The organism is Enterococcus sp. AZ129 (genome assembly GCF_051714505.1).
In the GTDB taxonomy this organism is placed as follows: domain Bacteria; phylum Bacillota; class Bacilli; order Lactobacillales; family Enterococcaceae; genus Enterococcus; species Enterococcus faecalis.
On record NZ_JBIORY010000001.1, the window covers coordinates 1,675,986 to 1,701,545 of the forward strand.

The 25,560-nt window shown below is 35.0% G+C and carries 26 protein-coding genes; 10 read left to right on the forward strand and 16 right to left on the reverse strand.

Features of this window, described 5'->3' with window-relative positions; all coding sequences use genetic code 11:
• Positions 1 to 32 precede the first annotated feature (32 nt).
• The 3 genes from IGJ90_RS08360 to IGJ90_RS08370 are packed head-to-tail and all read right to left on the reverse strand — an operon-like array spanning position 33 to position 3,572.
• Positions 33 to 584, reverse strand: a complete 552-nt coding sequence (locus tag IGJ90_RS08360; protein WP_002398386.1) for a hypothetical protein — start codon at positions 582 to 584, stop codon at positions 33 to 35.
• Entirely contained in the window at positions 577 to 936 is a 360-nt protein-coding gene (locus IGJ90_RS08365; protein WP_002398387.1) for a hypothetical protein, read from the reverse strand. The genes IGJ90_RS08360 and IGJ90_RS08365 overlap by 8 nt, the downstream gene beginning before the upstream one ends.
• Positions 912 to 3,572, reverse strand: a complete 2,661-nt coding sequence (locus tag IGJ90_RS08370; protein WP_438767973.1) for a bacterial Ig-like domain-containing protein — start codon at positions 3,570 to 3,572, stop codon at positions 912 to 914. Before IGJ90_RS08370 ends, IGJ90_RS08365 begins: the two co-directional genes overlap by 25 nt.
• A 227-nt stretch (positions 3,573 to 3,799) precedes the next feature.
• Here IGJ90_RS08370 and IGJ90_RS08375 point away from each other — a divergent pair, with 227 nt between their 5' ends.
• Entirely contained in the window at positions 3,800 to 5,257 is a 1,458-nt protein-coding gene (locus tag IGJ90_RS08375) for a helix-turn-helix domain-containing protein (protein ID WP_113792563.1), read from the forward strand.
• A 108-nt stretch (positions 5,258 to 5,365) separates the two neighbouring features.
• The gene (locus tag IGJ90_RS08380; protein WP_010816595.1) at positions 5,366 to 7,288 is read left to right on the forward strand and encodes an FUSC family protein; all 1,923 of its coding nucleotides are present in this window, start codon (positions 5,366 to 5,368) and stop codon (positions 7,286 to 7,288) included.
• A 184-nt stretch (positions 7,289 to 7,472) separates the two neighbouring features.
• Here IGJ90_RS08380 and larE read toward each other — a convergent pair whose 3' ends face one another.
• The 5 genes from larE to IGJ90_RS08405 all read right to left on the reverse strand — a co-directional run bounded on the left by larE (position 7,473) and on the right by IGJ90_RS08405 (position 11,576).
• Entirely contained in the window at positions 7,473 to 8,309 is an 837-nt protein-coding gene (larE, locus tag IGJ90_RS08385) for an ATP-dependent sacrificial sulfur transferase LarE (RefSeq protein ID WP_002374609.1), read from the reverse strand.
• A 105-nt stretch (positions 8,310 to 8,414) separates the two neighbouring features.
• Positions 8,415 to 9,128 (reverse strand): ABC transporter ATP-binding protein, encoded by a 714-nt coding sequence (locus IGJ90_RS08390; protein WP_002361995.1) that lies wholly within the window; start codon positions 9,126 to 9,128, stop codon positions 8,415 to 8,417.
• A 1-nt stretch (position 9,129) separates the two neighbouring features.
• Positions 9,130 to 9,915 (reverse strand): energy-coupling factor transporter transmembrane component T family protein, encoded by a 786-nt coding sequence (locus tag IGJ90_RS08395; protein ID WP_010816597.1) that lies wholly within the window; start codon positions 9,913 to 9,915, stop codon positions 9,130 to 9,132.
• Positions 9,915 to 10,901 carry a cobalt transporter CbiM gene (cbiM, locus tag IGJ90_RS08400; protein WP_002408836.1) on the reverse strand — a complete coding sequence of 329 codons (987 nt, stop codon included), beginning with the start codon at positions 10,899 to 10,901 and terminating at the stop codon, positions 9,915 to 9,917. The genes IGJ90_RS08395 and cbiM overlap by 1 nt, the downstream gene beginning before the upstream one ends.
• Before the next feature lie 18 nt (positions 10,902 to 10,919).
• Positions 10,920 to 11,576, reverse strand: coding sequence for a Crp/Fnr family transcriptional regulator (locus IGJ90_RS08405; RefSeq protein WP_002361998.1), 657 nt, complete (start codon positions 11,574 to 11,576; stop codon positions 10,920 to 10,922).
• Between the two features lie 159 nt (positions 11,577 to 11,735).
• Here IGJ90_RS08405 and larA point away from each other — a divergent pair, with 159 nt between their 5' ends.
• Genes larA through larD form a run of 4 tightly spaced genes read left to right on the forward strand, consistent with a single transcriptional unit; the run spans position 11,736 to position 15,787 of the window.
• Positions 11,736 to 13,010, forward strand: coding sequence for a nickel-dependent lactate racemase (gene larA / locus IGJ90_RS08410; protein ID WP_104659658.1), 1,275 nt, complete (start codon positions 11,736 to 11,738; stop codon positions 13,008 to 13,010).
• A 37-nt stretch (positions 13,011 to 13,047) separates the two neighbouring features.
• On the forward strand, positions 13,048 to 13,791 hold the full coding sequence (larB, locus tag IGJ90_RS08415; RefSeq protein WP_002379543.1) for a nickel pincer cofactor biosynthesis protein LarB: 744 nt from the start codon (positions 13,048 to 13,050) through the stop codon (positions 13,789 to 13,791).
• Positions 13,788 to 15,062, forward strand: coding sequence for a nickel pincer cofactor biosynthesis protein LarC (larC, locus tag IGJ90_RS08420; protein WP_002408834.1), 1,275 nt, complete (start codon positions 13,788 to 13,790; stop codon positions 15,060 to 15,062). The genes larB and larC overlap by 4 nt, the downstream gene beginning before the upstream one ends.
• 14 nt (positions 15,063 to 15,076) lie before the next feature.
• Positions 15,077 to 15,787: a D/L-lactic acid transporter LarD gene (larD, locus tag IGJ90_RS08425; protein WP_002357197.1), complete on the forward strand. Its 711-nt coding sequence runs from the start codon at positions 15,077 to 15,079 to the stop codon at positions 15,785 to 15,787.
• A gap of 421 nt (positions 15,788 to 16,208) precedes the next feature.
• Here larD and IGJ90_RS08430 read toward each other — a convergent pair whose 3' ends face one another.
• From IGJ90_RS08430 to IGJ90_RS08450, 5 genes are all read right to left on the reverse strand, one after another.
• Positions 16,209 to 17,195: a hydroxyacid dehydrogenase gene (locus IGJ90_RS08430; RefSeq protein ID WP_228241911.1), complete on the reverse strand. Its 987-nt coding sequence runs from the start codon at positions 17,193 to 17,195 to the stop codon at positions 16,209 to 16,211.
• A gap of 74 nt (positions 17,196 to 17,269) precedes the next feature.
• Positions 17,270 to 18,139: a PTS system mannose/fructose/sorbose family transporter subunit IID gene (locus IGJ90_RS08435; protein WP_181038684.1), complete on the reverse strand. Its 870-nt coding sequence runs from the start codon at positions 18,137 to 18,139 to the stop codon at positions 17,270 to 17,272.
• Complete coding sequence (locus tag IGJ90_RS08440) at positions 18,114 to 18,965, reverse strand: PTS mannose/fructose/sorbose/N-acetylgalactosamine transporter subunit IIC (protein ID WP_438767978.1); 852 nt, start codon at positions 18,963 to 18,965, stop codon at positions 18,114 to 18,116. Before IGJ90_RS08440 ends, IGJ90_RS08435 begins: the two co-directional genes overlap by 26 nt.
• A 33-nt stretch (positions 18,966 to 18,998) precedes the next feature.
• On the reverse strand, positions 18,999 to 19,496 hold the full coding sequence (locus IGJ90_RS08445; protein WP_002357192.1) for a PTS system mannose/fructose/N-acetylgalactosamine-transporter subunit IIB: 498 nt from the start codon (positions 19,494 to 19,496) through the stop codon (positions 18,999 to 19,001).
• Positions 19,497 to 19,510: 14 nt separating this feature from the next.
• The gene (locus tag IGJ90_RS08450) at positions 19,511 to 19,942 is read right to left on the reverse strand and encodes a PTS sugar transporter subunit IIA (RefSeq protein WP_002419913.1); all 432 of its coding nucleotides are present in this window, start codon (positions 19,940 to 19,942) and stop codon (positions 19,511 to 19,513) included.
• 601 nt (positions 19,943 to 20,543) lie between these two features.
• Here IGJ90_RS08450 and IGJ90_RS08455 point away from each other — a divergent pair.
• Positions 20,544 to 20,810 (forward strand): hypothetical protein, encoded by a 267-nt coding sequence (locus IGJ90_RS08455; protein ID WP_438767980.1) that lies wholly within the window; start codon positions 20,544 to 20,546, stop codon positions 20,808 to 20,810.
• Positions 20,811 to 21,055: 245 nt separating this feature from the next.
• Here IGJ90_RS08455 and lacB read toward each other — a convergent pair whose 3' ends face one another.
• The gene (gene lacB, locus IGJ90_RS08460; protein WP_002357189.1) at positions 21,056 to 21,571 is read right to left on the reverse strand and encodes a galactose-6-phosphate isomerase subunit LacB; all 516 of its coding nucleotides are present in this window, start codon (positions 21,569 to 21,571) and stop codon (positions 21,056 to 21,058) included.
• A gap of 25 nt (positions 21,572 to 21,596) precedes the next feature.
• Entirely contained in the window at positions 21,597 to 22,025 is a 429-nt protein-coding gene (gene lacA / locus IGJ90_RS08465) for a galactose-6-phosphate isomerase subunit LacA (RefSeq protein ID WP_002357188.1), read from the reverse strand.
• 222 nt (positions 22,026 to 22,247) lie between these two features.
• On the opposite strand from lacA, the gene IGJ90_RS08470 reads away from it, so the two are divergent.
• The 3 genes from IGJ90_RS08470 (at position 22,248) to IGJ90_RS08480 (ending at position 24,544) form a co-directional block, all read left to right on the forward strand.
• On the forward strand, positions 22,248 to 22,742 hold the full coding sequence (locus IGJ90_RS08470) for a PTS sugar transporter subunit IIA (protein ID WP_002397416.1): 495 nt from the start codon (positions 22,248 to 22,250) through the stop codon (positions 22,740 to 22,742).
• Between the two features lies 1 nt (position 22,743).
• On the forward strand, positions 22,744 to 23,046 hold the full coding sequence (locus tag IGJ90_RS08475) for a PTS fructose transporter subunit IIB (protein WP_104659664.1): 303 nt from the start codon (positions 22,744 to 22,746) through the stop codon (positions 23,044 to 23,046).
• Between the two features lie 94 nt (positions 23,047 to 23,140).
• Positions 23,141 to 24,544, forward strand: coding sequence for a PTS galactitol transporter subunit IIC (locus tag IGJ90_RS08480; protein ID WP_002357183.1), 1,404 nt, complete (start codon positions 23,141 to 23,143; stop codon positions 24,542 to 24,544).
• Between the two features lie 40 nt (positions 24,545 to 24,584).
• On the opposite strand, the gene IGJ90_RS08485 is transcribed toward IGJ90_RS08480, so the two are convergent.
• Positions 24,585 to 25,337: a DeoR/GlpR family DNA-binding transcription regulator gene (locus tag IGJ90_RS08485; protein ID WP_002369238.1), complete on the reverse strand. Its 753-nt coding sequence runs from the start codon at positions 25,335 to 25,337 to the stop codon at positions 24,585 to 24,587.
• Positions 25,338 to 25,560 lie beyond the last annotated feature (223 nt).

A 25,560-nucleotide genomic window follows, 5' to 3' on the forward strand; every position in this document is an offset into this window, starting at 1 on the left:
CTCGTTTTCTTACATCGTTTTATGTTAAATTCTTAGGCGGGTGCTCCATCGATGGCATTCCAGACGATGGTCCCAGAGTAGGTATTTGCAGCAATACTTTTAGGTATATTTAACGTTGCATTTAAATCGGCTGTCGTGACAGTGTCTGATAAACGGATATCACTTTTATCTAGCGAAATAATGGTTGAAGCATCTGTGGTTAAATCAACGCCCGTAAAGGTACCTTTTTCAGAAGATCCGTCAGGTTTTTTAGTGTCTAAATGAAGTGTCATTCCGTCTAATCCAGTGACACCTTTTCCTTTATCTTCTAAATTCGCTGTCAGATACCAACCTGTATTCGTTGTCCCACGATTATCATTAATGATAAGTTGCGACTTGCTTTGATCTGGTTGCGTATGATCTTGGCCGTCTTTTGTCACCGTCCCAAAGTTAATTTGTGCTAATGGTGTAATGGTTAATCCGCCACCCAAAACCGACACATTCGCTGTAGTAGTGGCATTATCAGCTGCATTCACAGTTTGTTGTCCAATTAAAAAAATCCCCGTTCCTAAAGTGACAGTTAAACCAATTATTTTTTTATTCATTATTTTTCCTCTTTTCTTTATAAAGTCCAACGATTAATGTACTTCCGAGTACCACGATTCCTAAAAGCGTCTCTTGAGACGTAATCTCGTTTGTTTTTGGTAAAAAATTAGGTTGTCCTCGTGAAGTTGGCATATCGTTAGTCTGCGGTATAAGCTCATTGGGATGCGGAACAATATCCTCACTCTCTTTCACTATTACCATGACTTTTGTGTCAGCTTGTGCGTCAGTTGTCTTGTCTTCAGCTTGTGCTTGAATTGGCAAACCGAGAATAAAGGCAACAAACAATAAATCATAGATAAACCATTTCACAGCTATTCCCTCTTCCCTTACGGTGTTGCTTCTAAGTTCCAAATTAACTGAGCTTCATATTTATCAGCAGGTGTGACTTTTGAAATAGTTAATGTGGGCAATAATTGTAATTTCGTCAAAACTTTTTTATTTTTGATAGATTGGTTACTTACGCCAACTACTAATTGTTGCTCATCGTTAACCATGATATTTTGCTCAGTTGTTACATAATCGACTGACTTTGGATTTAGCGTGAGATCAAGCCCTGCGTCTTTCCACGCTTGTGTTTTCTGATCATTTAAATTATAGGCTACTTCAAGCTGCCAGCCAGTTGTCCGATTAGGGTCCCCCGTATCTTCAATGTTCATCTCACAACTTTTTAATGTCTGTGTTTGATCTTGGCCATTAAATTTTACGTTCTCAAAAGGCATTAGTTGTTCAGATAAGTGATAAAAGTCTAGACGATTAGAGTAATAGTAGGTCCAATCAACGGTAATACTTTTACTAAAACCTACTATTTTAGAGATATCATAAGTAATTCTATAGACGCCCGCTACTTCATCGTTTACCTGATCAGGCGTATAGCGAATCGTTATCTTGTTATAAGGAATAGACTGCCCATCATTATCTGTTGCACTATCAAAAAGACGCTTTGGATCGAAGGGCGTTCCCACAGAAAAGCTGCCGTTATGTGCACCAATATGAGCTGAAGAGGGAATGACTTCTAGCGTAGTCTGCGCCTCTAATCCTAGGTAGTTATAATCAATTTCATATTTACCAACCACTTTTGTATCCACCGTATCTACTGGAACCTTTTGCTCTCCGTCCATTTTATATATGGTGACACTTACGTCTCGAAAATCACCTTTTTTACCGTCTGGTGTTTGTAGGCTAGTCACTTCACTTTCTGGTTGCCATTGAGTATATTGATAAACCGTATCTTGAGATTTAACTTTAATTTGCGCTTGATCAATGTGCACAGCTAAACTTTTCTCATTTGAGTAGCTTTTAGATGTATTATCAACATCAAGAATTTTAAATGTTAATGTGTAATCTCCTGAAGTTGGTAAAGCATCTGCTAAACAGTTAAAACTAACGCAATCATCTGTGACTGGTAAATTTTTTAAATCCTGCTCCCCAATTTTATGAAAATCAGTTTGAGCAGCACCTGAAATTTTTTCTTCAATCTGAACTTTTCTAGTTGTTGGAGCCTTAACGGTTAGTTCTACTGGTATCTTTTGTTGCGGGTGAAATGTTGTTTGACCTTTAACAAAAGCTGCCTTTTCTAAACTTGGCACTTGGTATGGATCTGTTGTGACGCGCATATATGTTTTATCTGTGAGCTCTGAAGAATCCGTTCCTGGCGGGTTGACTAACGGCAGCCCACAACCATCTTTGCCACTAAACAAATAAGTTGTTAACCCGTTTTGTTGTTGTGAAGTGACATTCACATTGGCCTTAGGATCAACTGTGTGAGTATGAAAATTAACTACGCGCGCAAACCGTTGAGCAACATACCCATCTGTCCAATTAAGCGGATTGTCTTGTCTTTGGTTCATCGTAAACTTTGGTGATAAAAAATCCCCTGGTAACATCGTTTTGCTTTCAGGTATTTCAGGATATTTAGAGGCATCTTGGGTATTGTAATTGGATAATGGGTTGTCTTTATCGCCGCTGTCCCATGGCGAGATATAAGAAGACCAAGTAGCCACTTTTCCGGTGATTCCAGTGATAATTTGATGATTCAAATTATTTGGATCATGATTTGCTGCTGCCGCTAAACTTGTCGCACGTAACCACATATCCGGACTAAGCAATATCCAATTATGATTAACCGTATTCGTTGTATCTGATTCGTAAGTTCGACCAAAAAAATCTGCCGACAACGAAAATTGATCACTTTCAGTGCCATCCGACAAAACATTTGATACTGGTAAGCGATGTTTCGTTAAATTTTTATTGAGGGAATAATCCTTTGAATCGCCATCCTTCATTAAAGTAGCTACATCTAAATCAAAATGAAGTTCAAATTTTATGGCCGATTTGTCAGGTTCATTTTTCCAAATTTCATAAAGTTTAGTAAAAGAAAAATTAATAGTGTCCCCACGTTCACAAAACATCACCTGATGCTCAGTATCAATTCCGCTATAATCTTGATCAGGATCACCCCATCCTGGTGAACCATCTTCTGAAGAACCGTTAAACGTCCGCATTCCTTTTGTGTTAACAATTGGTATCTGTGTGTTTTTTTCTCCACTAATTGAATAAAAATTTTCTGGATTATCCGCATAAGCCTTGTCATAAGCCGCTTTAAAATTATCTGCACTTATATTTTCTGGCAAATGAAACATCAGTCCATATTGCATTCCAACAGTACCAAAAGAAAGAAACTTCAATGCTTCTGTTTGAGAAGTGTCCACTGTTCCATATAATTTTACGTGTAATTTCCCTCCAAATGATCCATCTGGACCACCACCTCCGTCATGGCTTATCTCCATTCCATAAGGTAAATCAGTTCTCAAATCAATGGCTATCCCTCCCGCTTGATAGAGCGAAGCTGCCTCGCATTCTTGAAAGTGCAAGCTCAAAAAACAAGAAATCGTTATCAATAGTAGACAAGAGTAAAAGAAATAAGCAATGCTTTTTTTTCTTTTGTAGGTTGGCATTTTAATTTTTAATTGTTTGTTGATTTTTTTCATTGCTTACTCACCTTGACCTTTTTTGGAATTAGAAACTAAATAATAATTATTCTAACTACTGCTAGCTTATCAACATTGAAATTGCTTTGCTACACACAATTAATGTATAAGGCTGTACATTAATTGTGATGGCCGCTTCTTATTGCGCTTGTGTTAACATATCAATACAAAAATTTAAAGAAAGTAGACTACAATGAACCTAAATTTTACTTTTGGAGGTCCATAACATGTTTCCATCCTACCTAACGAATGAGCTAGAAATTTTATTTTATATAGTCAAGCGAGCTCATACGTCGTTAAATGAAATTTCTTCCAATTTAAAAATTTCAAAAAGAACGGTCAAGGAAAATCTGATAAAAATAAATCAAGAATTCGAGGATACTTATCAAATCCAACATTTTATTGTCTCTAACAATAATGGCATTGTTTGTGTAAATCCAGCGTACCGAAAAAGCGCGGTCGAATACGCCTACACGTTAAAACTCAATCTTTTAAAAAACAATGTACAATTTAATTATTGCGTACAATTAGTCACACATTCTTCCATTGATAAAAACGAATTAATTAAAGTTTTATATATTTCTGAACATTATCTGGTAAAAATCACGAAACAACTGAATAACTTTTTTAAAATTTTTGATATAGTAATCGTTAGTATTAAGGGTATTTATCAATTAACTGGCAATGAATTATCGATTCGAGTGTTTTCTTTCATTTTCCTACAAGATTCCTTTCAAGAATTGGCTTGGCCTTTTTCTAAAATAAGTCTTGAAGAAATAAAAAAAAGTCTACCTGATGAACTTCTTGAACGATCCTATAAAAATGTCCGAATGAAGAAAAGAGCGTTTTATATTTTATATGCGATATTTAAAACTAGAACAAGTGCACAAAACTTCTTAAAGATGCCGCACTCTAAAAACCTGCATTCTTTTTTTATTCTGATCAATCAATACAGTCATGTGACTTTATTTTTTCTTGAACACTGCTTCGCTGACATTCAATGCGAAACAAGAAAAACTGAAATTTTATACTTTAATTTTTTATCTCGCATTTTTATCCCTTATATCTTTTCGGAAAAGCAAACGAAACAAATAGAAAAATTATTTATAGAATCTAACCATCCTTATTGTGTCTTATCAAAAAAATTATTTAAGCAAGTAGCCTACTTACTGACAAATCAGCATGATTATCAATACGTTTACTATCTTTCTATTTTTAATGCTTGGTACTTTTTAACGGAGGGCAATTATTATACTTTTTTAACACTTTATTTACCGCAGCCAGAAATTTGTACTCCGTCAGATGTGGCATACTTTAATCGAATAAAAGGAACGGTGGAAAAATTAGTTCACCAAGAAACGCATTTAGAGTTACTCAGTCAACTGCTTTACACATTGTCTGTGTCCGAAAAAAAAGTACAAGTGAGAATCTATTTACAAATTATCAAAGATTTTTATGCAAATTATTTTATTAAAACACGGTTATCCTCCTTATATAATACAAACGCAATCTCTATTACCGAAGACTTCACAAATGCGGATATCATCATCACAGATTCCTTCGAAAAAGCTACTTCTAATCAAGATATTTTCTACTTAGATTCCATTGAAAATGAAGAAAGTTGGCATGAGCTTACAGAATTTATTCAACAAAAATATATGGCTAAACTTAATGTTGGCTTATAATTGTGAGTTTTCTTAAAAAGAGCAAATTTGAAAAAAAAAATTAGAGGTGTATACTAGCAGAGGAATAATTTTTTAGCTTTTAATAAATTTTTAAAGAAGGAATGTTTTGTGAAATTATCTATCAAAAAATTTTTTGAGGTCTTCTTAGAATCGTCTTGGGCGTATAGTCGCCCTATACTAACTTTTGATACAAGACAGAACTGGTTTGCCCTTGTTCTTAGTATCATTATTGCAAATGCTGTTGGTGCTGTTCTAACAATAGTCTTTCCTTTCGCTTTTGTTTTAGTAAATGTTGGTAGCTTTTTGGGCACTGTAATTTGTGTCTTACCACGACATGGCTCTCCACAAAGAAGTGCTATAAATGGTATTTTAATGATTTTTATTGGTGCCAGTCTGGGGATACTTTTACAGTCGTCAAGTATATTCATTATTTTATTATTCGTCCTTGGTTTGTATTTTTCAGGGATTGTGAGAAACTTTAGTATTGGTCTGTATATTCGATGTCTCTTTGGAACCATTTCTTTACTAGCTGGTGCGCAATTAAAAGGCAATTTGTCTATTGGTCAATCTTTTGAAGGTCTGGGTGCAATAATTTTAGGTATGTCCATCCTTTGTTTAATCTATTGTCTTTATTCTAAGCCGCAAAATAATGAAGCACGAAAATTAGTAGCCGATTTATATGAACAATTATATTTATTAGCACAAGGAAAACCCGCACGCTATGTCCATTTCAGAATAAAAGTACGCGAATCTGTTGAAACGATGCCATGGGTCAATCATCAAAAAACACCATGGATTTATCCCTTGGTTTCACAAGCAGATGCAATTGCAGGCTCGTTAGATTCAACCAATGCAGCTGAAAATCTTCCTGCTTTAAAAGCAATTCTACTCTTTTTAAAAGGAGAACAATTAACCCTGCCTCTTCAAGAATTTGCTTTAGCAAACACCGAAATAAAATCAGCAATCCTTTTGATACAAAACGAACAATCCTTTAAAAAAATCTCATTTAAATCTTTCTTACCCACAAAAGAAGGACTTGCAGAAGCCAAAGAGATCCTTCATTCTTACAAAGGCAGCTCTGCTAGATTCGCAATTCGTTTAGCTTTAACAGGTTTAGTGTGTCATTTTTGTTCGCTTATACTTAATTACATGTACCCTTTGCCTTTAGCTAATCACGAATTCTGGGTAGTTATTTCTGGTTGTTTGATGGTTATGCCAGGTTATCATGGTACACTCGGCAAAATCACTTCAAGAACTATTGGTTCTATTTTAGGTGGTTGTTTAGGCATCTTTTTGTCTCAATTAATTGCTAACTTAACAAACCTAAATCCTTTATGGCCAATGTTATTGTCTTGTTTGCTAGTTATATTGTATGAAACCGTCCGTAAATTAAGTCAAGCATTTCTAATGCTAAGTGTGACCACTTGGTTAACTTTCACATTAGGTGGTAGTTCTGCAGGCTATACAAGAGTTTTTGATGTAATTATTGGTGCGCTTATTGCTTTTGTTATGTTTTTTATTTTCCCAACATGGCATAGTCAAGTATTACGTAAAAATATCAATAGTTGGTCAAAAACGATCAGCTCTATTTTGCTAGCGTTAATCAATGAAGAGACCACGTTGCCTAGTGATGCTTGGGTACTAGCTTATCGGGTACAACGTAGAGTAAACTATTCTATTCAAGAAATTGTTCTTGAATCTCCTATTTATAGTAACGATGCCTCTGCTGAAAGCTTAATGCAACAAAAACAACTAAATGATCAACTGTTGGAAATGCAAACTGCTATGGAAGAGCTTCTTTTAGAACTTATGAAAACACAACACTACTTAAAAAAATTAGCACCAGTTAAGCCGGACACACTAAACACTGAGTTACTTAACTATTCACAGCAAATACTTTCACTCACGAATCCCCAAAATAATCGACTAATCAACCAGTCCAAACAATCCATTTATTTTCCTCAAATTGAACAATCACTGGTAATCTTAAAAAATTCTACAGCTAATTTCTTTTTAGCAAATATCAAATGATTAAATAGACAAAAAGCCTAGGAAAAATCCAAAGGGAATTTTTCCTAGGCTTAAAAGTTGATAATCTACTGGCAGAGTAATCAATGAAAACAACCGATCTAATCGAGCAGAAAACTTGGTTTTTATAACGGAATACCCCTGTCCTGACTCCGTTACACCGACTCAATTTTATAAACTTATCTGTCTAACATTCACAAAAAACTTTTTTTTCAGTTTCTGTGAGGATATCATTCATTCGGCCAGATTTAAATCCTTCTAAGTCAAAAGTTACATAATTAAATCCTTGTTTTTTAAGATAATCTGCAATTTTTTCTCTGTTTTCTAATAACAGAGAAAGTTTGTCTTCTGGAATTTCAATCCGTGCTAAATCATGATGTGCTCTGACACGGACAATTGGAAAACCTATTTCCCGTAAATATTTTTCACTAGCAAATACTTGATCAATAGCTGAGCGTGTTAACTTAATGCCATAAGGAATTCTTGAAGCAATGCTACATGAGGCAACTTTACTCCAATTGGAAATACCTGCGTCTTTAGCAAGTTGACGTATTTCAATTTTATATAATTTAGCTTGTTGTAACGGACTGATGACCCCTTCTTGATCTCTTGCTCTTAATCCAGGACGAAAGTCAGTATTATCATCCATAATCATCCCATCGGCCAGAACATCAAATCCCTCTTTCTGAATAGCCGAACGAATAGTTTTATATAATAATTTTTTACTGTAGAACCAGCTATTAGGGTTATTTGCAACAATTCTATCATCCGCTAATTCGCTCATTTCAAGGCCTAACACATTTGCTCCCAACCCATTAGCTAAATCGACCGCTTTATCAAACTCATCATCAGAAAATAATTCTGAATTTACAACAACCGCAAGTACATTTTCAGCACCTAAAGTGTCCAAAGCTTTTTTTAGCAAGTAAGAGCTATCAATTCCACCTGAATATGCAACAGCCAACTTATCCATTTTTTGTAATTCGCGAACTAAATTTTGTTCTTTCGTTTTCATGACAGACATTTAAACCATCTCCTATTGATTTTCTTTTACATAATTAATTATAGACATCTCCACATTAGAAAAAATCACGATTCATAGTATCAATTATTGTCAATATTTGTACACTTAATACCGTTTTAAATGTTGTAACAAGTTAGCATTGGCTTCTATCTCTTCCTTTGAGTACCTTGTCACAGCCGAATCAAACAATAAAATGGAATCAGCTTCCTCGCAAATACTCAAATAGTCATGGGTGGAAAGGATAATTGTTTTACCAAGTTGATGCAGATTTTTTATTATTTTTTTAAATAATTTTTCCGATTCTTTTGTCAACCCAGCAAACGGCTCATCTAATAAATACACGTCTGGATTCATTACTAACAGACTAGCAAAAGCCACTTTTTTCTTTTCTCCTCCCGATAATTGATAAGGTACTTGATTGCTTAAATGGGTAATTTTTAATAAATTCAAACAATCATTAATTCTTTTTGCTGTTTCATGCTCGGATAGTTGGAGCTGTCTAGGGCCAAATGCCAATTCGTCATAAACTGTCGCATTAAATAATTGTGTGTCCGTCTCTTGAAATAATATACCCAAATGAGCATAATACTTCTTTTTATGAATAGGGTCTTTTTTCCAGGCCGTTAATGATTGTTCCATAAAATAAATCGTTCCCTCGGAAGGTTTTAAAAAACCTGCGAGCAAATTTAAAAAAGTGGATTTTCCACTGCCGTTATCTCCCATCAAAACCAGATATTCTCCTCTGGCTATTTCCAAATTACAAGGCGAAAAAACAGGCTTCGTTTGATAGCGATAAACCAAATGATTTACTCGATACATATTAGTTCCTCCCTAAATAAAGCAACCCCCCGAAAAATAAAAGATAGGCAATACTAACCAAAAAATCTTTCGTTTTTAATGGTTGCTTTACTCGATAATATTGACCAGTATATCCTCTTGCTTCCATCACCATGTCCAACTTTTCCCCATACGTAAAAGATTTTATAGAAATAAGACTGATTAAATTACTACCCGTACTCAACTGGATATTCCCACCAACTGCTCTAGCTTCTACAGCGGCAAGCAGTTGGTTTAAGAAATTTCCAAAGAAAAAGATATATTTAATCGTAATATCTAATTGTAAAAGTATTATATTCGGAAAATGAAAGATTTTTAATGCTGCTATAAATTGATTCATGTTGGTTGTTTCCATATATTGACTAATCGCTATGGCTAAAAAAAACAAATGAACAATAAATAATAAACTAAATTGACCTAAAAAAAAGATCGGTAAATAGATAATCAGCGGCATCAAAATGAGGATACTAGCTTTTTTGACAATGTTTCGTAGAATAGTTGGTTTTTCAACTAAAAGTAACATGCCTAGGTAGATGCCTAAGAGCCACAAAACAAGAACTTTTTGTGTAGTACTGATTAAAACAATTAGTAAAAAAGTACTGATCAGTTGAATTGCTGGGTGTATATCGCTGAGAATAGTCTTATTGCGTTTCCCACTCACCTGAAATTTATTTAATAAAAAAAGGATTCCTTTTCGATTTTTAAGCATAAAGGTTTCTTTTTTATTAGGTTCAAAGGACGCGGAAGATTCTTTCATCCATTCAGGCATCAACTTTGCCTTCTTCCATTAAATAAACGAAAAATGAGTAAAAAAACGATTATGGCTGTTACGCCACTTAAAATATACCCAAGTGCTAATGGCAGTCCTGGAATAAAGTAATCACTGAAAAGTGCATGAAATGAAAAACCATTCACCATACCTTTTGGTTGTACCGCAGGCAAATGATTCTGTTTTAAATTCTTGACTAATTCAGATAAATCCCATTCACCCCAAGCGGTGGCATGATCAATCAAACCTAATGGACATAAAATTACCATGACCAATAACAGTCTCTTTAATCGCAACAACGGAGTCCTTTTCTTCTTTTCTTCGATAAAAATTGCATCTTTTGACACACTTTTTACAAAATTATAGACACACACGGTGAAGAGACCTTCAACAATTCCTATTACTAACAGATGGACACTCATCATTGCTGGTATAGTTATAGAAAGACCATATGGGTTATAAAGTGGGGTACCATTCGCTTCATGGAATAGTAAGGGTTGGATACCTAATAATACAGAAGTAGAAAGTGCCGCAACATTTACACCAAGATACCCAGCTAAGAAAAGACCCATTGTTTCAAATTTTTTTACACGCGTAACTAGCTTATAAACTCCATATCCCACGAATGGCATCACAAACGCCATAGAAAAGGCGTTTGCACCAAAAGCCAATATACCACCATCACCAAATAAACAAGCCTGTAATAGTAAAGCCACCGAAACAGACAGCGTCGCGGCCCAAGGTCCCATCAATAATGCGATGAGAACAGCCCCAACAGCGTGCGCAGTTGTTCCACCAGGTACTGGCAAATTAAACATCATTATTAAAAATGACAAGGAGGAGGAAATCCCTAACATGGTCCCTGTATCTTTTTTTAATTTAATTTGAACGTCAACTTTTTTTACAGCGCGGTACCAGACAGGTACCATAATCGCGCCCATCACTGCGCAAGTTTGTGGGCTTAAATAATTTTCTGGAATATGCATGTTCGTCAGACTCCTATCTTATCGATCAATATAATCAGCTAAATAACTTTGATCGTAAATCACAATTTTTTGTTTTTTGATATCGATGACTTTTTCCTCTTTTAAATCATGGATAATTCGGTTTACGCTATTTCTCGTTGAAATCCCGCAAAACCCCGCAATATCCTCATTAGTTACTTGAAAATCAATTAATATTCCTTCCTCTGTCTGTACACCAAACAAATCAATTAATTGGTAAATAAAAGTACAAACAGCCCCTTTCTTACCATTCATTGTCATATTCTGTAAGGAACTAATACTCTCCGATAATTTTGCTCGGTAGTAATCCCGTACATAATCTTGAAGAACAGCATCTTCTCTAACATATTCCCAAAATACAGTCCTTGGTATCCGATAAAAGCTAGCCTCTTCCGACTCAATGCGGATATTAAAAGGAGCAGATGTATAATTTGATACTTCATCACGTAACAATGAAATAATGTCAGGAGACACAATATACGACAGATTAAATTCTCGTCCATCCTTTAAAATAATACTCGTCTTAACGACCCCTTTCTTTAATACATAGGTGTACGCTTCCTCCAATCCATGATAAGCGAGATAAGTATGGCGTTTTTTTTTGATAATCGGCGTCTTCTTTCTATCTAAGAAAGCTGTAAGATAATCTGACTCCATAATTGTCACTCCTTTGACTAAGTTTCTGTTTGATTCGTTAACTATTATAAACACTCTCACCAACCTTTTGTTAGCAAATGTTACCCACAATAAGGACTGTGTGATTTCTAAATTTCATTATACTTAGTCTCGTAAAATATTACTTAGGAGATGATTGCTATGGTAGAAATTAACCTACCTTATGACAAGAAAATGATTACTGCAAGAATTCCCGATAAAAATTTTATTGGGCTTCTCGAATCAAAAGCTGAACATTTTTCAAATCCATATACTGAGAAAGAAACAGTCGAAAAATCGCTGGACAATCCTATTGGAAGCCTTCCATTAGAAGAATTAGCTAAGGGTAAAAAAGACATTGTCCTCATTAGTTCCGATCACACACGTCCCGTTCCTTCACATATTATCACCCCAATTATTTTGCGTAGAATTCGTTCAGTGAACAAAACAGCTAGAATCCGGATTTTAGTTGCTACAGGTTTTCATCGCCCCTCTACACGAGAAGAACTGATTAGTAAATATGGTAAAGAGATCGTAGAGAATGAAGAAATCGTTATGCATATCTCTACTGATGATTCCTCAATGGTCAAAATCGGTCAACTACCTTCAGGGGGCGATTGTATCATTAATCACATTGCAGCAGAAGCAGATTTACTGCTGGCCGAAGGATTTATTGAATCACACTTTTTTGCAGGATTTTCTGGTGGACGTAAATCTGTTTTACCTGGAATTGCTTCTTATAAAACCATCATGGCTAACCATTCTGGAGAATTTATTGATTCCTCCAACTCACGGACAGGAAATTTAACGGATAATCCGATTCATAATGATATGGTCTACGCTGCCGCTAAAGCGAATCTAGCTTTTATTGTTAATGTCGTTTTAGATGGTGACAAAAAAATTATTGGTTCCTTTGCAGGCGATATGGTTGAAGCGCATAAAGTTGGTTGTAACTTTGTAAAAGAAATTGCCCGTGTCAAAAAAATACCTTGCGACATTGCGGTTTCAACGAACGGCGGATTTCCACTTGATCAAAATATTTATCAAGCAGTTAAAGGGATGACCGCTGCAGAAGCAACCAATAAAGACGGCGGTGTCATTATTATGGTCGCTGGTTGTCGTGATGGTCACGGTGGTGAAGGTTTTTATGAAAATATTGCCAATGTTAAAAATCCAAACGAATTTTTAGAAGCAGCCATCCATACACCACGATTAGAAACCGTGCCAGATCAATGGACTTCGCAAATTTTAGCGCGAATTTTAGTTCATCATCATATAATTTTTGTTTCAGATCTTGTTGATCCTGAGCTTATCACTTCGATGCATATGGAAATAGCAAAAACGTTTGATGAAGCGTTAGAGCGAGCATTTGAAAGAGAAGGTCTAAATGCAAAAGTGACTGTGATTCGAGATGGCTTGTCTGTCATTGTAGAATAATGATCCTTGAGAAATCAGAAATAAGGAGCGTTGTATTATGCAACCGAAAGAAATTTTAGGAGCTTTTAAAGAGGGAAAATTATCTTTAGAAGAAGCAACAAACAAATTAAATGGCTTTTGCGAATTAGACTTTGCAAAAATTGATACGCAGCGTAAAGAAAGAACTGGGTATCCAGAAGTTGTTTATGGGGAAGGAAAAACAATTGAGCAACTCATCAAAATTATCAATAGCTTAAGAAAAGAAAACAATACAATCCTAGTTACTCGCGTTTCACAACAAAAAGCCCAACCTTTAGAGTCGAACTTTCCTCATGGAACCTACTATGAACTTGCACGTTGTTTCGTTATCAACCAAATGGAGACTACAACAAAAAACTATATTGCGATAGTTACTGCTGGAACGTCAGACATGTCCGTTGCTGAAGAAGCAGCAATCACTGCAGAAACTTTCGGGAATCAAATAAAACGTATCTATGATGTAGGCGTTTCTGGCATTCATCGTTTGTTCGCTCACCTAGATGAGATTCAGCAGGCTTCGGTGGTTATTGTGATTGCAGGCATGGAAGGCGCACTGGTATCCGTGCTAGGCGGACTAGTTAGCGTGCCAGTGATTGCCGTCCCTACTAGCATAGGCTACGGCAGCAATTTCCAAGGACTGACTGCTCTTTTAGGAATGCTAAATAGTTGTTCCTCTGGCGTTAGTGTAGTCAACATAGATAACGGGTTTGGTGCCGCTTATAATGCAAGTATGATTAATCAAATAAAGGAGTCTTCACTATGAAAAGCTTATTTTTAGAACCATTTTCTGGTCTTAGTGGTGATATGTTAAATGGATTGTTGCTTGACTTAGGCGGGGATTTAAGCAAACTGTTAATCGAATTAAAAAAACTTCCCATCGATGGGTTCACCATTCAAGCCCAACGAATTGCTAAAAGTTGTATTTACGGAACAGATTTCGATGTTCTCCTACAACATGGAAAAAAGGATTACGGTATAAAACACAGTCTCTCTCCTCACCACGAAAATGAACATCATGAAACGAAAGAACATGCACATCATCATAGCCATTCTAGAAATTTAAAAGATATTTATACATTAATTGAAAAAAGCGACTTGTCCAATTTTGTAAAAAAACATAGTAAAAATGTTTTCTATGACATTGCAAAAGCTGAAGCTGCTGTTCATCAACAAACAATTGACACTATTCATTTTCATGAAGTTGGAGCAGTTGATTCAATTGTTGACATCGTTGGCTTTTTTATCTTATGGGAACAGTTAGAGATTGAACAAGTCTATTCAACGCCAATTACAGATGGAAGTGGCACTATCACAATTGCCCATGGAGTCATGCCAATACCAGTTCCTGCGGTGATGGAATTACGTAAAGAAACGAATTTAATCATTCAACAAGACTTTGAGATAAAAACTGAACTTGTCACACCGACTGGCTTAGCTATTTTTAAAGAACTTAGCCCTCTATTTGTCGCACCAGAACAACGATTAATTGAAAAAATAGGTTACGGATTTGGCAAACGGGAAACAGGCAAGTTCAATGCCCTCAGAGGATCAATCTTTACTGAAACACATAGTAAAAAAAAGAGGACAGAACACCATGACCAAGTCTTAAAAATTGAAACAAATATAGACAATCAAACACCTGAACAGTTAGGTTACGTAATGGATCTATTATTGGAACATGGTGCTCTAGATGTTTTTTTCACGCCCATTCATATGAAAAAAAACCGAAGTGCCATTCTATTAACGGTTTTAACAACAACAGAGGAAAAAGAATATTTTACAGAACTACTCTTTAAACATACTTCTACAATTGGTGTGCGTTTTCAAACAATGGAACGTAGTGTGATGGACCGTTCTTTCAAAATCTTGGAAACACCTTTTGGTAAGGTCCATATTAAAAAAAATCATTATCATGGCCTATTGAAAGAGTCTATTGAATACCAAGATTGTGAACGAATTGCTAAACAATATAATTTTACAATCGAGGAAGTCTATCGGCTCGTCCAAACATTAAATAACAAAACTATTGATTAAAGGAGCTTTATCTTATGTTTCATCATATCTTATCAGAATTTATGGGAACTGCATTAATGATCGTATTTGGGGTAGGTGTTCACTGCGACGATGTCCTAAAACGAACAAAATACGCTGGTTCTGGTCACATGTTTGCAATCACTACTTGGGCTTTTGGGATCTCTGTTGTTCTGTTCGTCTTTGGCGGAGTCTGTATTAATCCTGCAATGGCCCTCGCTCAAGCTATTTTAGGAATGATTCCATGGTCTTACTTCATTCCCTATGTCATCGCTGAAATGTTAGGCGGCATTTGTGGCGCCGTCATTGTTTATATTATGTATGCTGATCATTTCAAGCTATCCGCCGATAGTGTCGATCCAATCGCTATTCGTAATATTTTTTCTACAAATCCGAACCAACGAAATTTACCAAGAAACTATTTTGTTGAAACTTTTGCAACATTCATTTTTTTAACATCTATTTTAGCGATTGCACATTCCTACGAAACACAACTACCCATTGCTGTTGGCTTGCTTGTTTGGGCAATCGGCATGGGGCTAGGTGGTACTACAGGATTCGCAATGAATCAAGCACGTGATTTAGGCCCTCGTATCGCCTATCAACTTTTACCAATCAAAAATAAAACCAATAATGATTGGCAATATGGGTTGATTGTTCCCGGAACTGCACCGTTTTTAGGAGCCATTTTTGCAACACTTTTCGTAAAATTTTTCCTAAAATTCTAATAAACCACTAAATTTCTAAAACAAAAAAATATATAAAATAGAAGCTAGTCTCTAAATTTCTTCTATTTTATATATTTTTATTTTAATCACAAGATTTTTTCTGTGTCTTAGAGAACAATAATTCAATTTATCAGCTTTTCCAGTAGTCTAATTAATTTTTAGATAGGAAAGACATCTTGGACTATTTTATTATTGATCATACTAATACATCCAGCCATAGCTTATCGTGTAAGCGGAAGTTAAAATCATAATTAGTCTTGTAGCAAACTTTTGTATTACTTTAAAAATTCAAAAAGTATTTTTTTAAAGTATCGTTTCTAAATCTAGCAGATCTTGCCTAACTAGTAAAATAGAATTGGAATAGTAAAAGCATTGGAAACTAATCAGAAAATCTAAATAGCAATAATGAGCTTCTTAGTTTTTATGCACGTAACTCCTTAGCGATTTCAGGGTTTACAGGAAATTTCGGCATTTGACCATTAAAATAATCAATAATGCTGTTTGCAGCCTCTATACCTAATGATTCAATTGCCTCTATAGTAGTTCCAGCAATATGACAAGTCAATAAACTATTTTTTGCTGTAAGTAGTGGATTGTTTTTTTCAGGAGGTTCTGGCAAAAAAACATCTACTGCTGCTCCTGCAATAAGCTCTTCGTTAAGTGCATCAGCTAAATCTTGTTCATTAATAATGCCACCACGACCTGCGTTAATAATAAATGTACTTTTTTTCATGTTTTGAAGTTCTTTTTTTGTTATCATATTCTTAGTTTGGCTAGTAAGAGGCATATTGATTGAAATAAAGTCTGCTGTTTTATAAATTTCTGTTAAATTAGGAATTAACGGTACTGGCGATTTTGTAAGATATGGATCATATGCAACAACTTGGACACCCATCTTTTCTGCTAAGCTAGCTAAAATAATTCCGACTTTGCCAAGACCAAGTATAGCTAGCTTCTTTCCTCGAATTTCACTGCCATTCAAATCATATCGACTGGCCAATGCTGGTAGGGATGACCCTTTCACTGATAGACGCCCTTCCGTAAATAAATGATTAGATTTATATAACTTTCTACTTAAGGTCAGCATTGAAGCCACAACATATTCAGCCACAGAATACGCATTTGCCCCGTCAACATTTGTTACTAAAATACCTTTTTTTGTTGCTTCTACAACATCAATATTATCTATACCTGTGCCATGTCGTGCAATAATTTGTAACTTTTTTCCGCTATCCATTATCTTTTTAGTTATAGGAGTAGTTCGGACTAATACCGCATCTACGTCTCTAACTTCTTTTTCCATGACCTCTTCATCAGTTGAAGGAGAAATTTTAACTAAAAATCCTGCATCTTTTAAAAGCTTAATTGCTTTTTCACTTATTTTTTCACTTAATAATAATTTTAACATACATGCCTCCATAGAACTTTTTAAATACACATAAGCCAGTTTGCTCTAACACTTAGAGCCCTTTTGGTGATTATTCAGTAAGTTAATCCTGGATTGAAAACACCTAATAAAACGCCAACGAGAGAAATAACAACTAAAATAAGCATCGTCCAAATAGCGGAAACATGTTTTTTGGACATTAACCACCAACAAAACAAGGTAACAAGTATCGTTAATAATCCTGGATAAATACTGTCAATTTTATCTTGCAGTTTAAGGAAAACTTTTCCGTCAGCACCTATTAATTTAAAAGAAGTAGTCACATTTACCCAAGATGCAAGGACCCCACCGACAACCATACTACCAATAACTCCGATAGCAACTCTAACGGCGACTCCTTCTTTCCCAACTAAGAAACTTACTGCTTTATCGCCAAAATGATAGCCTCTAAAATACAAAAAGCGTTGGCCAAAATAGGAAATTAACGTCCAAACAATAATATAAAATATGGCACCAATTGGCGAACCGCCCGTAGACATTCCTAAGGAAATTCCTAACAAGATAGGAATTAAGGTACCATCAACTAATGAATCACCAATCCCTGCAATTGGCCCCATTAATCCTGCCCTCATATCATTAATGGTTTCTCCATCAATTTCATTCTTACTTGCTCTAGCCTCTTCCATACTAGCAGTCACACCAACAATGACCGTTCCAAGCATTGGATTTGTGTTAAAAAAAGCTGTATATGCTTGAATGGCTTTCACTTGGTCTTCATGTTTCGGATAAAGTTTTTTGATAATAGGAAGCATTGAAGAAAGATAGCCGAACGTTTGCATATGCTGTTGTGAAAAACAAGTTAACGCTCCCCAAAACCATAAATGAAAAGAATGCTTTAACGTTTTTTGGTCTAATTTATTGGCTTTCAACTCTTCCATCTCATATGTCCTCCTCTTCGTCATCATTCGTCAGACTTCCTGTTGAATCAACCAGTTTAGTATTGTTTTTAATTAAAGCAATTTTATAAAAAATTACAGCAAAAAGAAGCGCAATAATCGTTATTGAGACTAAATTAAGTTTTAATGAAGCAGCTAATGTGAACCCTACAAAAAAAGGGACAAAATCAATGTTCTTATTAACAATTTGACGTAACAAAATTGCAATTCCCACACACGGAAGCATGCCACCTACAGTAAAAAGCGTTTTCATTGCAAGACCATCCATAGGTAATGCATCTCTCATTGCTGTAACAGCCGTAGCCCCAAAATAGGTTAAAATCACGGTTGGCAAAAAGGAAAAAAGTAGATGAGAAAGCCACGGCCAACCAAAATTAATGGCATATAAATGATCAAGCTTGCCTTTTTTTATATCTTTCCAACCAAACGATTGCCAAACTAAATTTAACGCGGCAACAGAATAAAATAATACCGTTCCGATCGTTCCAACTAATGTGCCGACCGATTTAGCCAGGTCGGCTGCAGAGCCGCCAAGTGGATCTAACCCTTTGGTCGAAATCGCCACCATCGCCAAAGGAATCCCGATATATGAAATTGCCCGCACGTCAGCAGACACTGTTCCTCCAGGTGTGACTAAAGCAATGTAAACTAATTGCATCGCTACGCCACAAGCGATTCCTAATTTTAAATCTCCTAAAATAATGCCACAAACTAATCCGCCGACTAAAGGACGCCCAATCGTATAATTTCCCACCGCTTGTCCAGCCATACAAGAATTTGAACACAGACAAGCAAATAGGCCTAAAATAGCCGCTTGTATCCAGTTGATTGTCATAATACTACTCTCCTCTTTTCAAAACTTCTAGAATCAGTAACCAAATTTAGCTTTAAAATGCGCCCAAGAACCAATTCGTTGATCAGGTAACAAGGCAAAATCCACTTTGTAACCAGCCTTTTCAATTTCTTCAAAAGCCGCTGCTTCTTCTGCTGTAAAGGATTGGTTATCCCCCAATTTAATTGTCCCTTCGCGATCATTCCCTGGTCCAACATTAATCATTTTTACTTCACTTGGAACAAAATGCCAATCTACCAAAATTTTTTTCATATCCAAAGGGCTCTTTGTAATCAAAAAGTATTTTGACTTAGACGCTAATACTTTATCCTTTACATCAAAAAAATGCGCCATTGTCCAAATAAAGGTTTTTTTATCTTGTGCAGCTGCTTTATATGCTTCCTTTAAAATAGGGTTACTTGCTGCTTTGTCATTCACAGCTATAATGCCATCACAAGGCATTTCTTTAGTCCAACGTAAAGTAATTAAGCCATGAATCATTCGATCATCGATTCGAACAAAAGAAATTGACATGTTCATCTTCTCCTTTAGATATCCTCTTCAGTTACATCGTCTTCAGTTATAGTTAACTCTCTAATGCCATGACAAGCATCTGCTACTATCATTTTTTTTAAGTCAGATAATTCACTAGTTTCTTTCAATAGAAGCGCATTTAAAGCCATTGGAAAATTCACTCCTCCAACAATCAGAGAATTTTCTAGCATTTTTTGCTTATCTAATACTTTACAAATAGTAGCAAGTGGACTCCCGCCTACAATATCAGCCAAAACGATTAGCCTCGTTTCCTGCGGTAATTTTTCAACCTCATAAAGAAACCGTTTACTAAAATTATCGGTAGATTCACCAGGTTGTAAGCCAAACACTCTGACTGTCTCTATCTCATCGCTAGCAAACATCCCTAATGAATTTTTTAAACCTCTAGCAAAATCGCCATGACTGACCAGAACTAAATAAGTCATTTCCTCTCTCCTTTCTTAACATTTCCACTTCAAAATTTTTTAAATCACCTCTTTTTAAGAGTCCATAATACAACTTTTATAAAATGAAAATACTTGCTTCGTTCGACTCACACTCCTTTGATAGCATGAATGTTTAACAACAGTACCTTTCTAAAATTAAAGTCATTCACTAAAAAAGTTCTAATGAATTTGGCTGTTGTAGCTTGATGACAAGGAACAATGACTTTCTTTATCCATAAAAACATTTAGTTGATTACGCTTAAAAAAATAAATAATATAGCAATTTCCCAAAAAAGTTGCTTTTGAATAGTCCCTTTTCTAAATTTATTGATTCATTTTTTCAACTATTAGGTTAGCAAAGTCCCAACACACATTCCACCCACAATAGGTGTACATAGTTGTACATTATTCGGAGTTAATCAACTCATTTAAGCTATGGTAAAATAACTATATATCACTCCAATTTTCTAATTATATAGGTCATTCCAGGTCATCCTCTTTTGGATACAACAAAATGAACTTATATCGAATCTATGTTTTATGCTCTTAATAAATTAAAAAGTAAAGTAGGGATATTTATATGTCAGCAAAAGAAAAAACGATGAAATATGGATTGGTAGGCCTCTTTTTAGGGATATTGTTATTAGCTCATCTAGATTTATTAGCTGAAAATCTTAGTTATCTTCTCTTAGGACTATTACTTTTACTTGCTGCATATCTAATCTTGGTAAAAAAATTTTATTTTTTCTCAAACTTGATTCCTAAAAATACTACTGATGTAAATTTAGGTAAAAAATATGGTACGGCTTCTGGCATCGGCAGTTTAGTTATCGGGATTATTTTAATAATTCTGGGACTATTTTTATAGAAAAATAATTACTAAAATAAAACAATCAGCGAAACCATAAAAAGTACACGAGTTCTTTTCTCGTGTACTTTTTATGGTTACCTGTATAGCCTTCAATTTGTTCCTTTGTTACTTCTTTTTCTTAATAATGCTCTTTACAGTGCCACATTAAAACAGCAATAAAAATTAATGAAGGGGAATTTAACTCAAATACCAATGATTATTATTTAAGACCGCTTTCTCAAATAACCCTCATTGATTACGTACTAATCGTGATAGACTCCTCGTTGCCATTTATCTAAAAATTCATCGAAAAAGTGCGCATCTTGTTGTTCTGGATGTTGTTTTTCAACTTGATTAATTTTTTCAATTAGTTGTTCGTTGTCTTCTGTTGGATGATAGTGTGCTTCAATAAAAGCAGCAGCGATATCACAGATCAAGAATTCTCCTGTTATTTTCCCACCGAAACCAATAACATTTGCGTTCAATTCCTCTTTCGCATACAACGCTGTAGTCATATCGCGAACTAAAGCAGAACGGATACCCGGCACTTTGTTAACCGCATTGTTAATTCCAACGCCTGTTCCGCAAATACATATACCCAAATCAGCCTGATTGCTCATTACGGCTTCTCCCACTTTTTTTCCGAAAATAGGATAGTGAGTTCGAGTAAAATCATACGTGCCTACATCTAAAATTTCATATCCCTTTGCTTTCAAAAAATCAGAAACTGCTATTTTGGTATCCGTCACAATATGATCACAACCAATGGCAATTCTCATAAAAACGCTTCCTTTCTATTATTTGTTAAGCCATTTTATTTAACATATCTACACGTATTTGATGACGCCCGCCTGCATAATGACCTGTTAAGAATTCTTTTATTATGTTTTTGGCTAGTTCCGTTCCAACAATTTTTGCGCCCACCGTGATCATCCGAGCATTGTTGTGTTCTCGCGCCATATATGCAGAACGCTCATCTGACAATTCAGCGACAATCATTCCTTTAATTTTAGCAGCAGTCATAAAACTACCTGCCCCATAACCATCAAAAACGATTCCTAAACTTTCAGTATCCTTTAAAACTTCATGAGCAACAGCAAGCGTTGCTTCTATAAAGTCTTCCGAAGCACTTTCACTTTTATCGATTACCTCAACTTTTTCTTGCAATAAGTATTGTTTCATTTCTGCTTTTAATTTTATTCCATCTAAATCTGAACCAAGTATGACACGCATTTTGTTTTCCTCCTTACCTCGTGTATCTACTATTAAAATTCTGTCCCTTTCTTTAAACTCAAATCCCCTTCTCGAAAACATAATAAAACAATATCGAACTTTATTCAACATTTATTTTCTTTTTTGTTTATTATTGTTTAATATTGTGTTGACATCTTTTTGAAAGCGTTTTATATTATACTTGTAAATAAATAATAATATATTAAAGAAACGAGGGGTTCTATGGTTATTAAAACATCGATTTTTTCATTAGATACTACCTATATTTCAAACAAAAAAACACAAGAAGAAGTTTTTGAAGAAGTTTATTTAGACTTGTTAAAAAAGAAATTAGTTACACCTGATTTTCTAACTAATTTATTGGAACGAGAACATAACTATCCGACTGGTTTAAGTTTAACACCGATTGATCCTGCACTACCGAATATCGCCATTCCGCATACCGAAAGTACCTTTGTACGGACGACAAGAATTATCCCGATTAAATTGAAACAATCCTTATCATTTCATAACATGATTATCCCAGATGAAACGCTCTCTGTTTCCTTTCTTTTCATGATTTTAAATGAAAACGGTATTGAACAAACGGGTCTTTTAGCGACTATCATGGATTTTATTAACACGACAGACCGTTCATCACTATTGGCTTTTTTTCAATATGAAGATAAAGAAGAAGTTTATCGTTTTTTACAAAAAAATTTTAAAGGAGAGATTTAACATGATTAAAATTTTAGCTGCATGTGGGGCTGGGGTAAACTCTAGCCATCAAATCAAATCTGCATTAGAAACAGAATTATCTAAAAGAGGCTACCGAGTTTCTTGCGATGCCGTAATGATTAAAGATATCAATCAAGAGATGCTATCCCATTATGATATTTTCGCCCAAATCGCCAAAACAGATTTGGGTTTCCCAATCACGATTCCTGTAGTTGATGCAGGCGCAATTCTTTATCGAATTCCAGCAATGGCTGAACCTGTTTATCAACAAATGGAAAGTATCATTCACTCTTTAAACAAATGATTTCCTTTTTAGACTAATTACTTACGCTTCACTGTCAACAATAACAAAACTAAGATAAAAATTTTGTTATCTTAGCTTATGAAGGAGAAAATAAATGAATACGATTATTGACCTAGCAAATACAATTTTTAAACCTTTAATTGATTTAGGTGCTGCTCCTTTAATGACTATTGTTTTAACACTGATTGCCCTTTGTTTTAAGGTAAAACCCACTCGCGCATTAGAAGGTGGTCTTAAACTAGGAATTGCTTTAACTGGTATCAGTGCTATTATAGGAATTTTAACTACTGCTTTCTCAGATGCAATGGCCTCTTTCGTAGAACGTACAGGAATTTCTTTAAATATTACTGATGTTGGTTGGGCACCTTTAGCCACCATCACTTGGGGATCTCCTTACACGCTTTACTTTCTTTTAATTATGGTGATTGTCAATGTCATTATGTTAATTCTAAATAAAACAAACACATTAGATGTGGATATTTTCGACATTTGGCATCTATCGATTGTTGGTTTATTTGCTATTTTTTGTGGCGCAAACTTAATAATTGCAACAATCTTAGTTATTTTCATAGGTGTTTTAAAAATTATCAATTCTGACTTAATGAAACCAACGTTTAACGATTTACTTAACGCCCCAGATACCAATCCTATGACTACCACGCATATGAACTATATGATGAACCCAATCATTATGGTTTTTGATAAAATTTTTGATAAGCTTTTCCCTTGGTTAGATAAATACGATTTTGACGCTGCCAAATTGAATAGTAAAATTGGCTTTTGGGGATCAAAATTTGCCATCGGGATTTACTTAGGGATTTTTGTGGGTCTTTTAGCTGGCCAAACACCCACGCAAATTTTTTCTCTATCCTTTACGGCTGCAGTCTGTTTGGAACTATTCTCTTTAATTGGAACTTGGTTTATCGCTGCAGTTGAGCCTTTATCACAAGGTATCACTGATTTTGCTTCGAATAAATTAAAAGGGCGTACACTTAATATTGGTTTAGATTGGCCTTTCTTAGCTGGTCGTGCTGAAATCTGGGCAGCAGCTAACGTATTGGCTCCAATTATGCTATTAGAAGCCATTGTCCTACCTGGCAATAAACTTTTACCACTTGGCGGAATTATTGCAATGGGTGTAACCCCTGCTCTACTAGTAGTAACAAGAGGTAAACTCATCCGAATGATTATCATTGGAGCAATCGAATTACCTTTGTTCTTATGGTCTGGTACCCTAATTGCACCGTTCGTTACCGAAACCGCAAAAAAAGTTGGCGCTTTCCCAGCGGGTCTAAATAATAATACTTTAATTTCACATACTACCATGGAAGGGCCAATGGAAAAATTCTTAGGATACTTAGTCGGCAATGCATCACAAGGTCAACTCGAATTTATTTTATACGCATGTCTGGCGCTAGTCGCCTATCTACTGATTTTCATTTGGTATGCAAAACAAATGAAGAAGCGAAATATTATTTATGCTCAAAAAGCTCAATAAGGGAAACTAAAAAGAAGAGGTGCATCTGCACCTCTTCTTTTTAGTAGATCACCCTGACAACTTTTTCCAATACTTTAGATGTGTCAAATTTATCTTTATTTGTAACTACCGCTGTCACTTCTTCTAATTGATAAAAAGAATAAAAATCCTGTTTCTCTACTTTAGAAGTATCCATTAACAAATATTTTTCTATTGAGTTATCTAATGCAATTGCTTGTGTTTGTCCTTCTTCAATAGTGGCTGTCATAATTTTATTATCTTTTAACGCATTGCAACTAAAAAATGCTTTATGAAAATGCATTTCTTCTAATGCTTTATTAGCGATTTCACCAAAAAAAGATTTAGTTAAAAGTCGCATTTCTCCACCAACCAAATAAATGGTCAACGCATTCTTTTTTTTACTTAACGTTTCAAACACAGGCAAACAGTTTGTTACTACTCTTAAATGTTTAAATTCCATTGCCTCGGCCAAAAGTTCAATAGTTGTTCCTGGTCCTAGGAAGATAGTTTCTTCTTCGTGAATTAAACTTAATGCTTTTTGGACAATTTCTTTTTTTTCAACACTATTAATAATTTGTTTATCAGCATGAGACAATTCATGTGGACGATATGTATTTAAACTGCTAGCTCCTCCATGTACTCGTTTTAAACGCCCCGCTGCTTCTAATTCTGTCAAATCTCTACGAACAGTCATATCCGAAACATTTAATCGTTCCATAATTTCAGTAACTTTGATTGCCCCTTTTTGATCTACTAGAGAGACTATCGCATTTAATCTTTCTTCTTTTAGCATTTTCATCGCTCCATTGTTAGTATATCTTTTATTCTACGATAAAATACTTACTATGAATACTAAAACATTTCTCCATTTATTTTAACATGAACGACGATTCGTAAAAAAATGACAATTTAGCCTATCTTTATATAAACAGATATCACTCCAACGATTGATTTAGATCTATTTGAGCCTAGTCAAATAGAGATCTAGCATAAAAATTTCCCATAATTATTTTTAC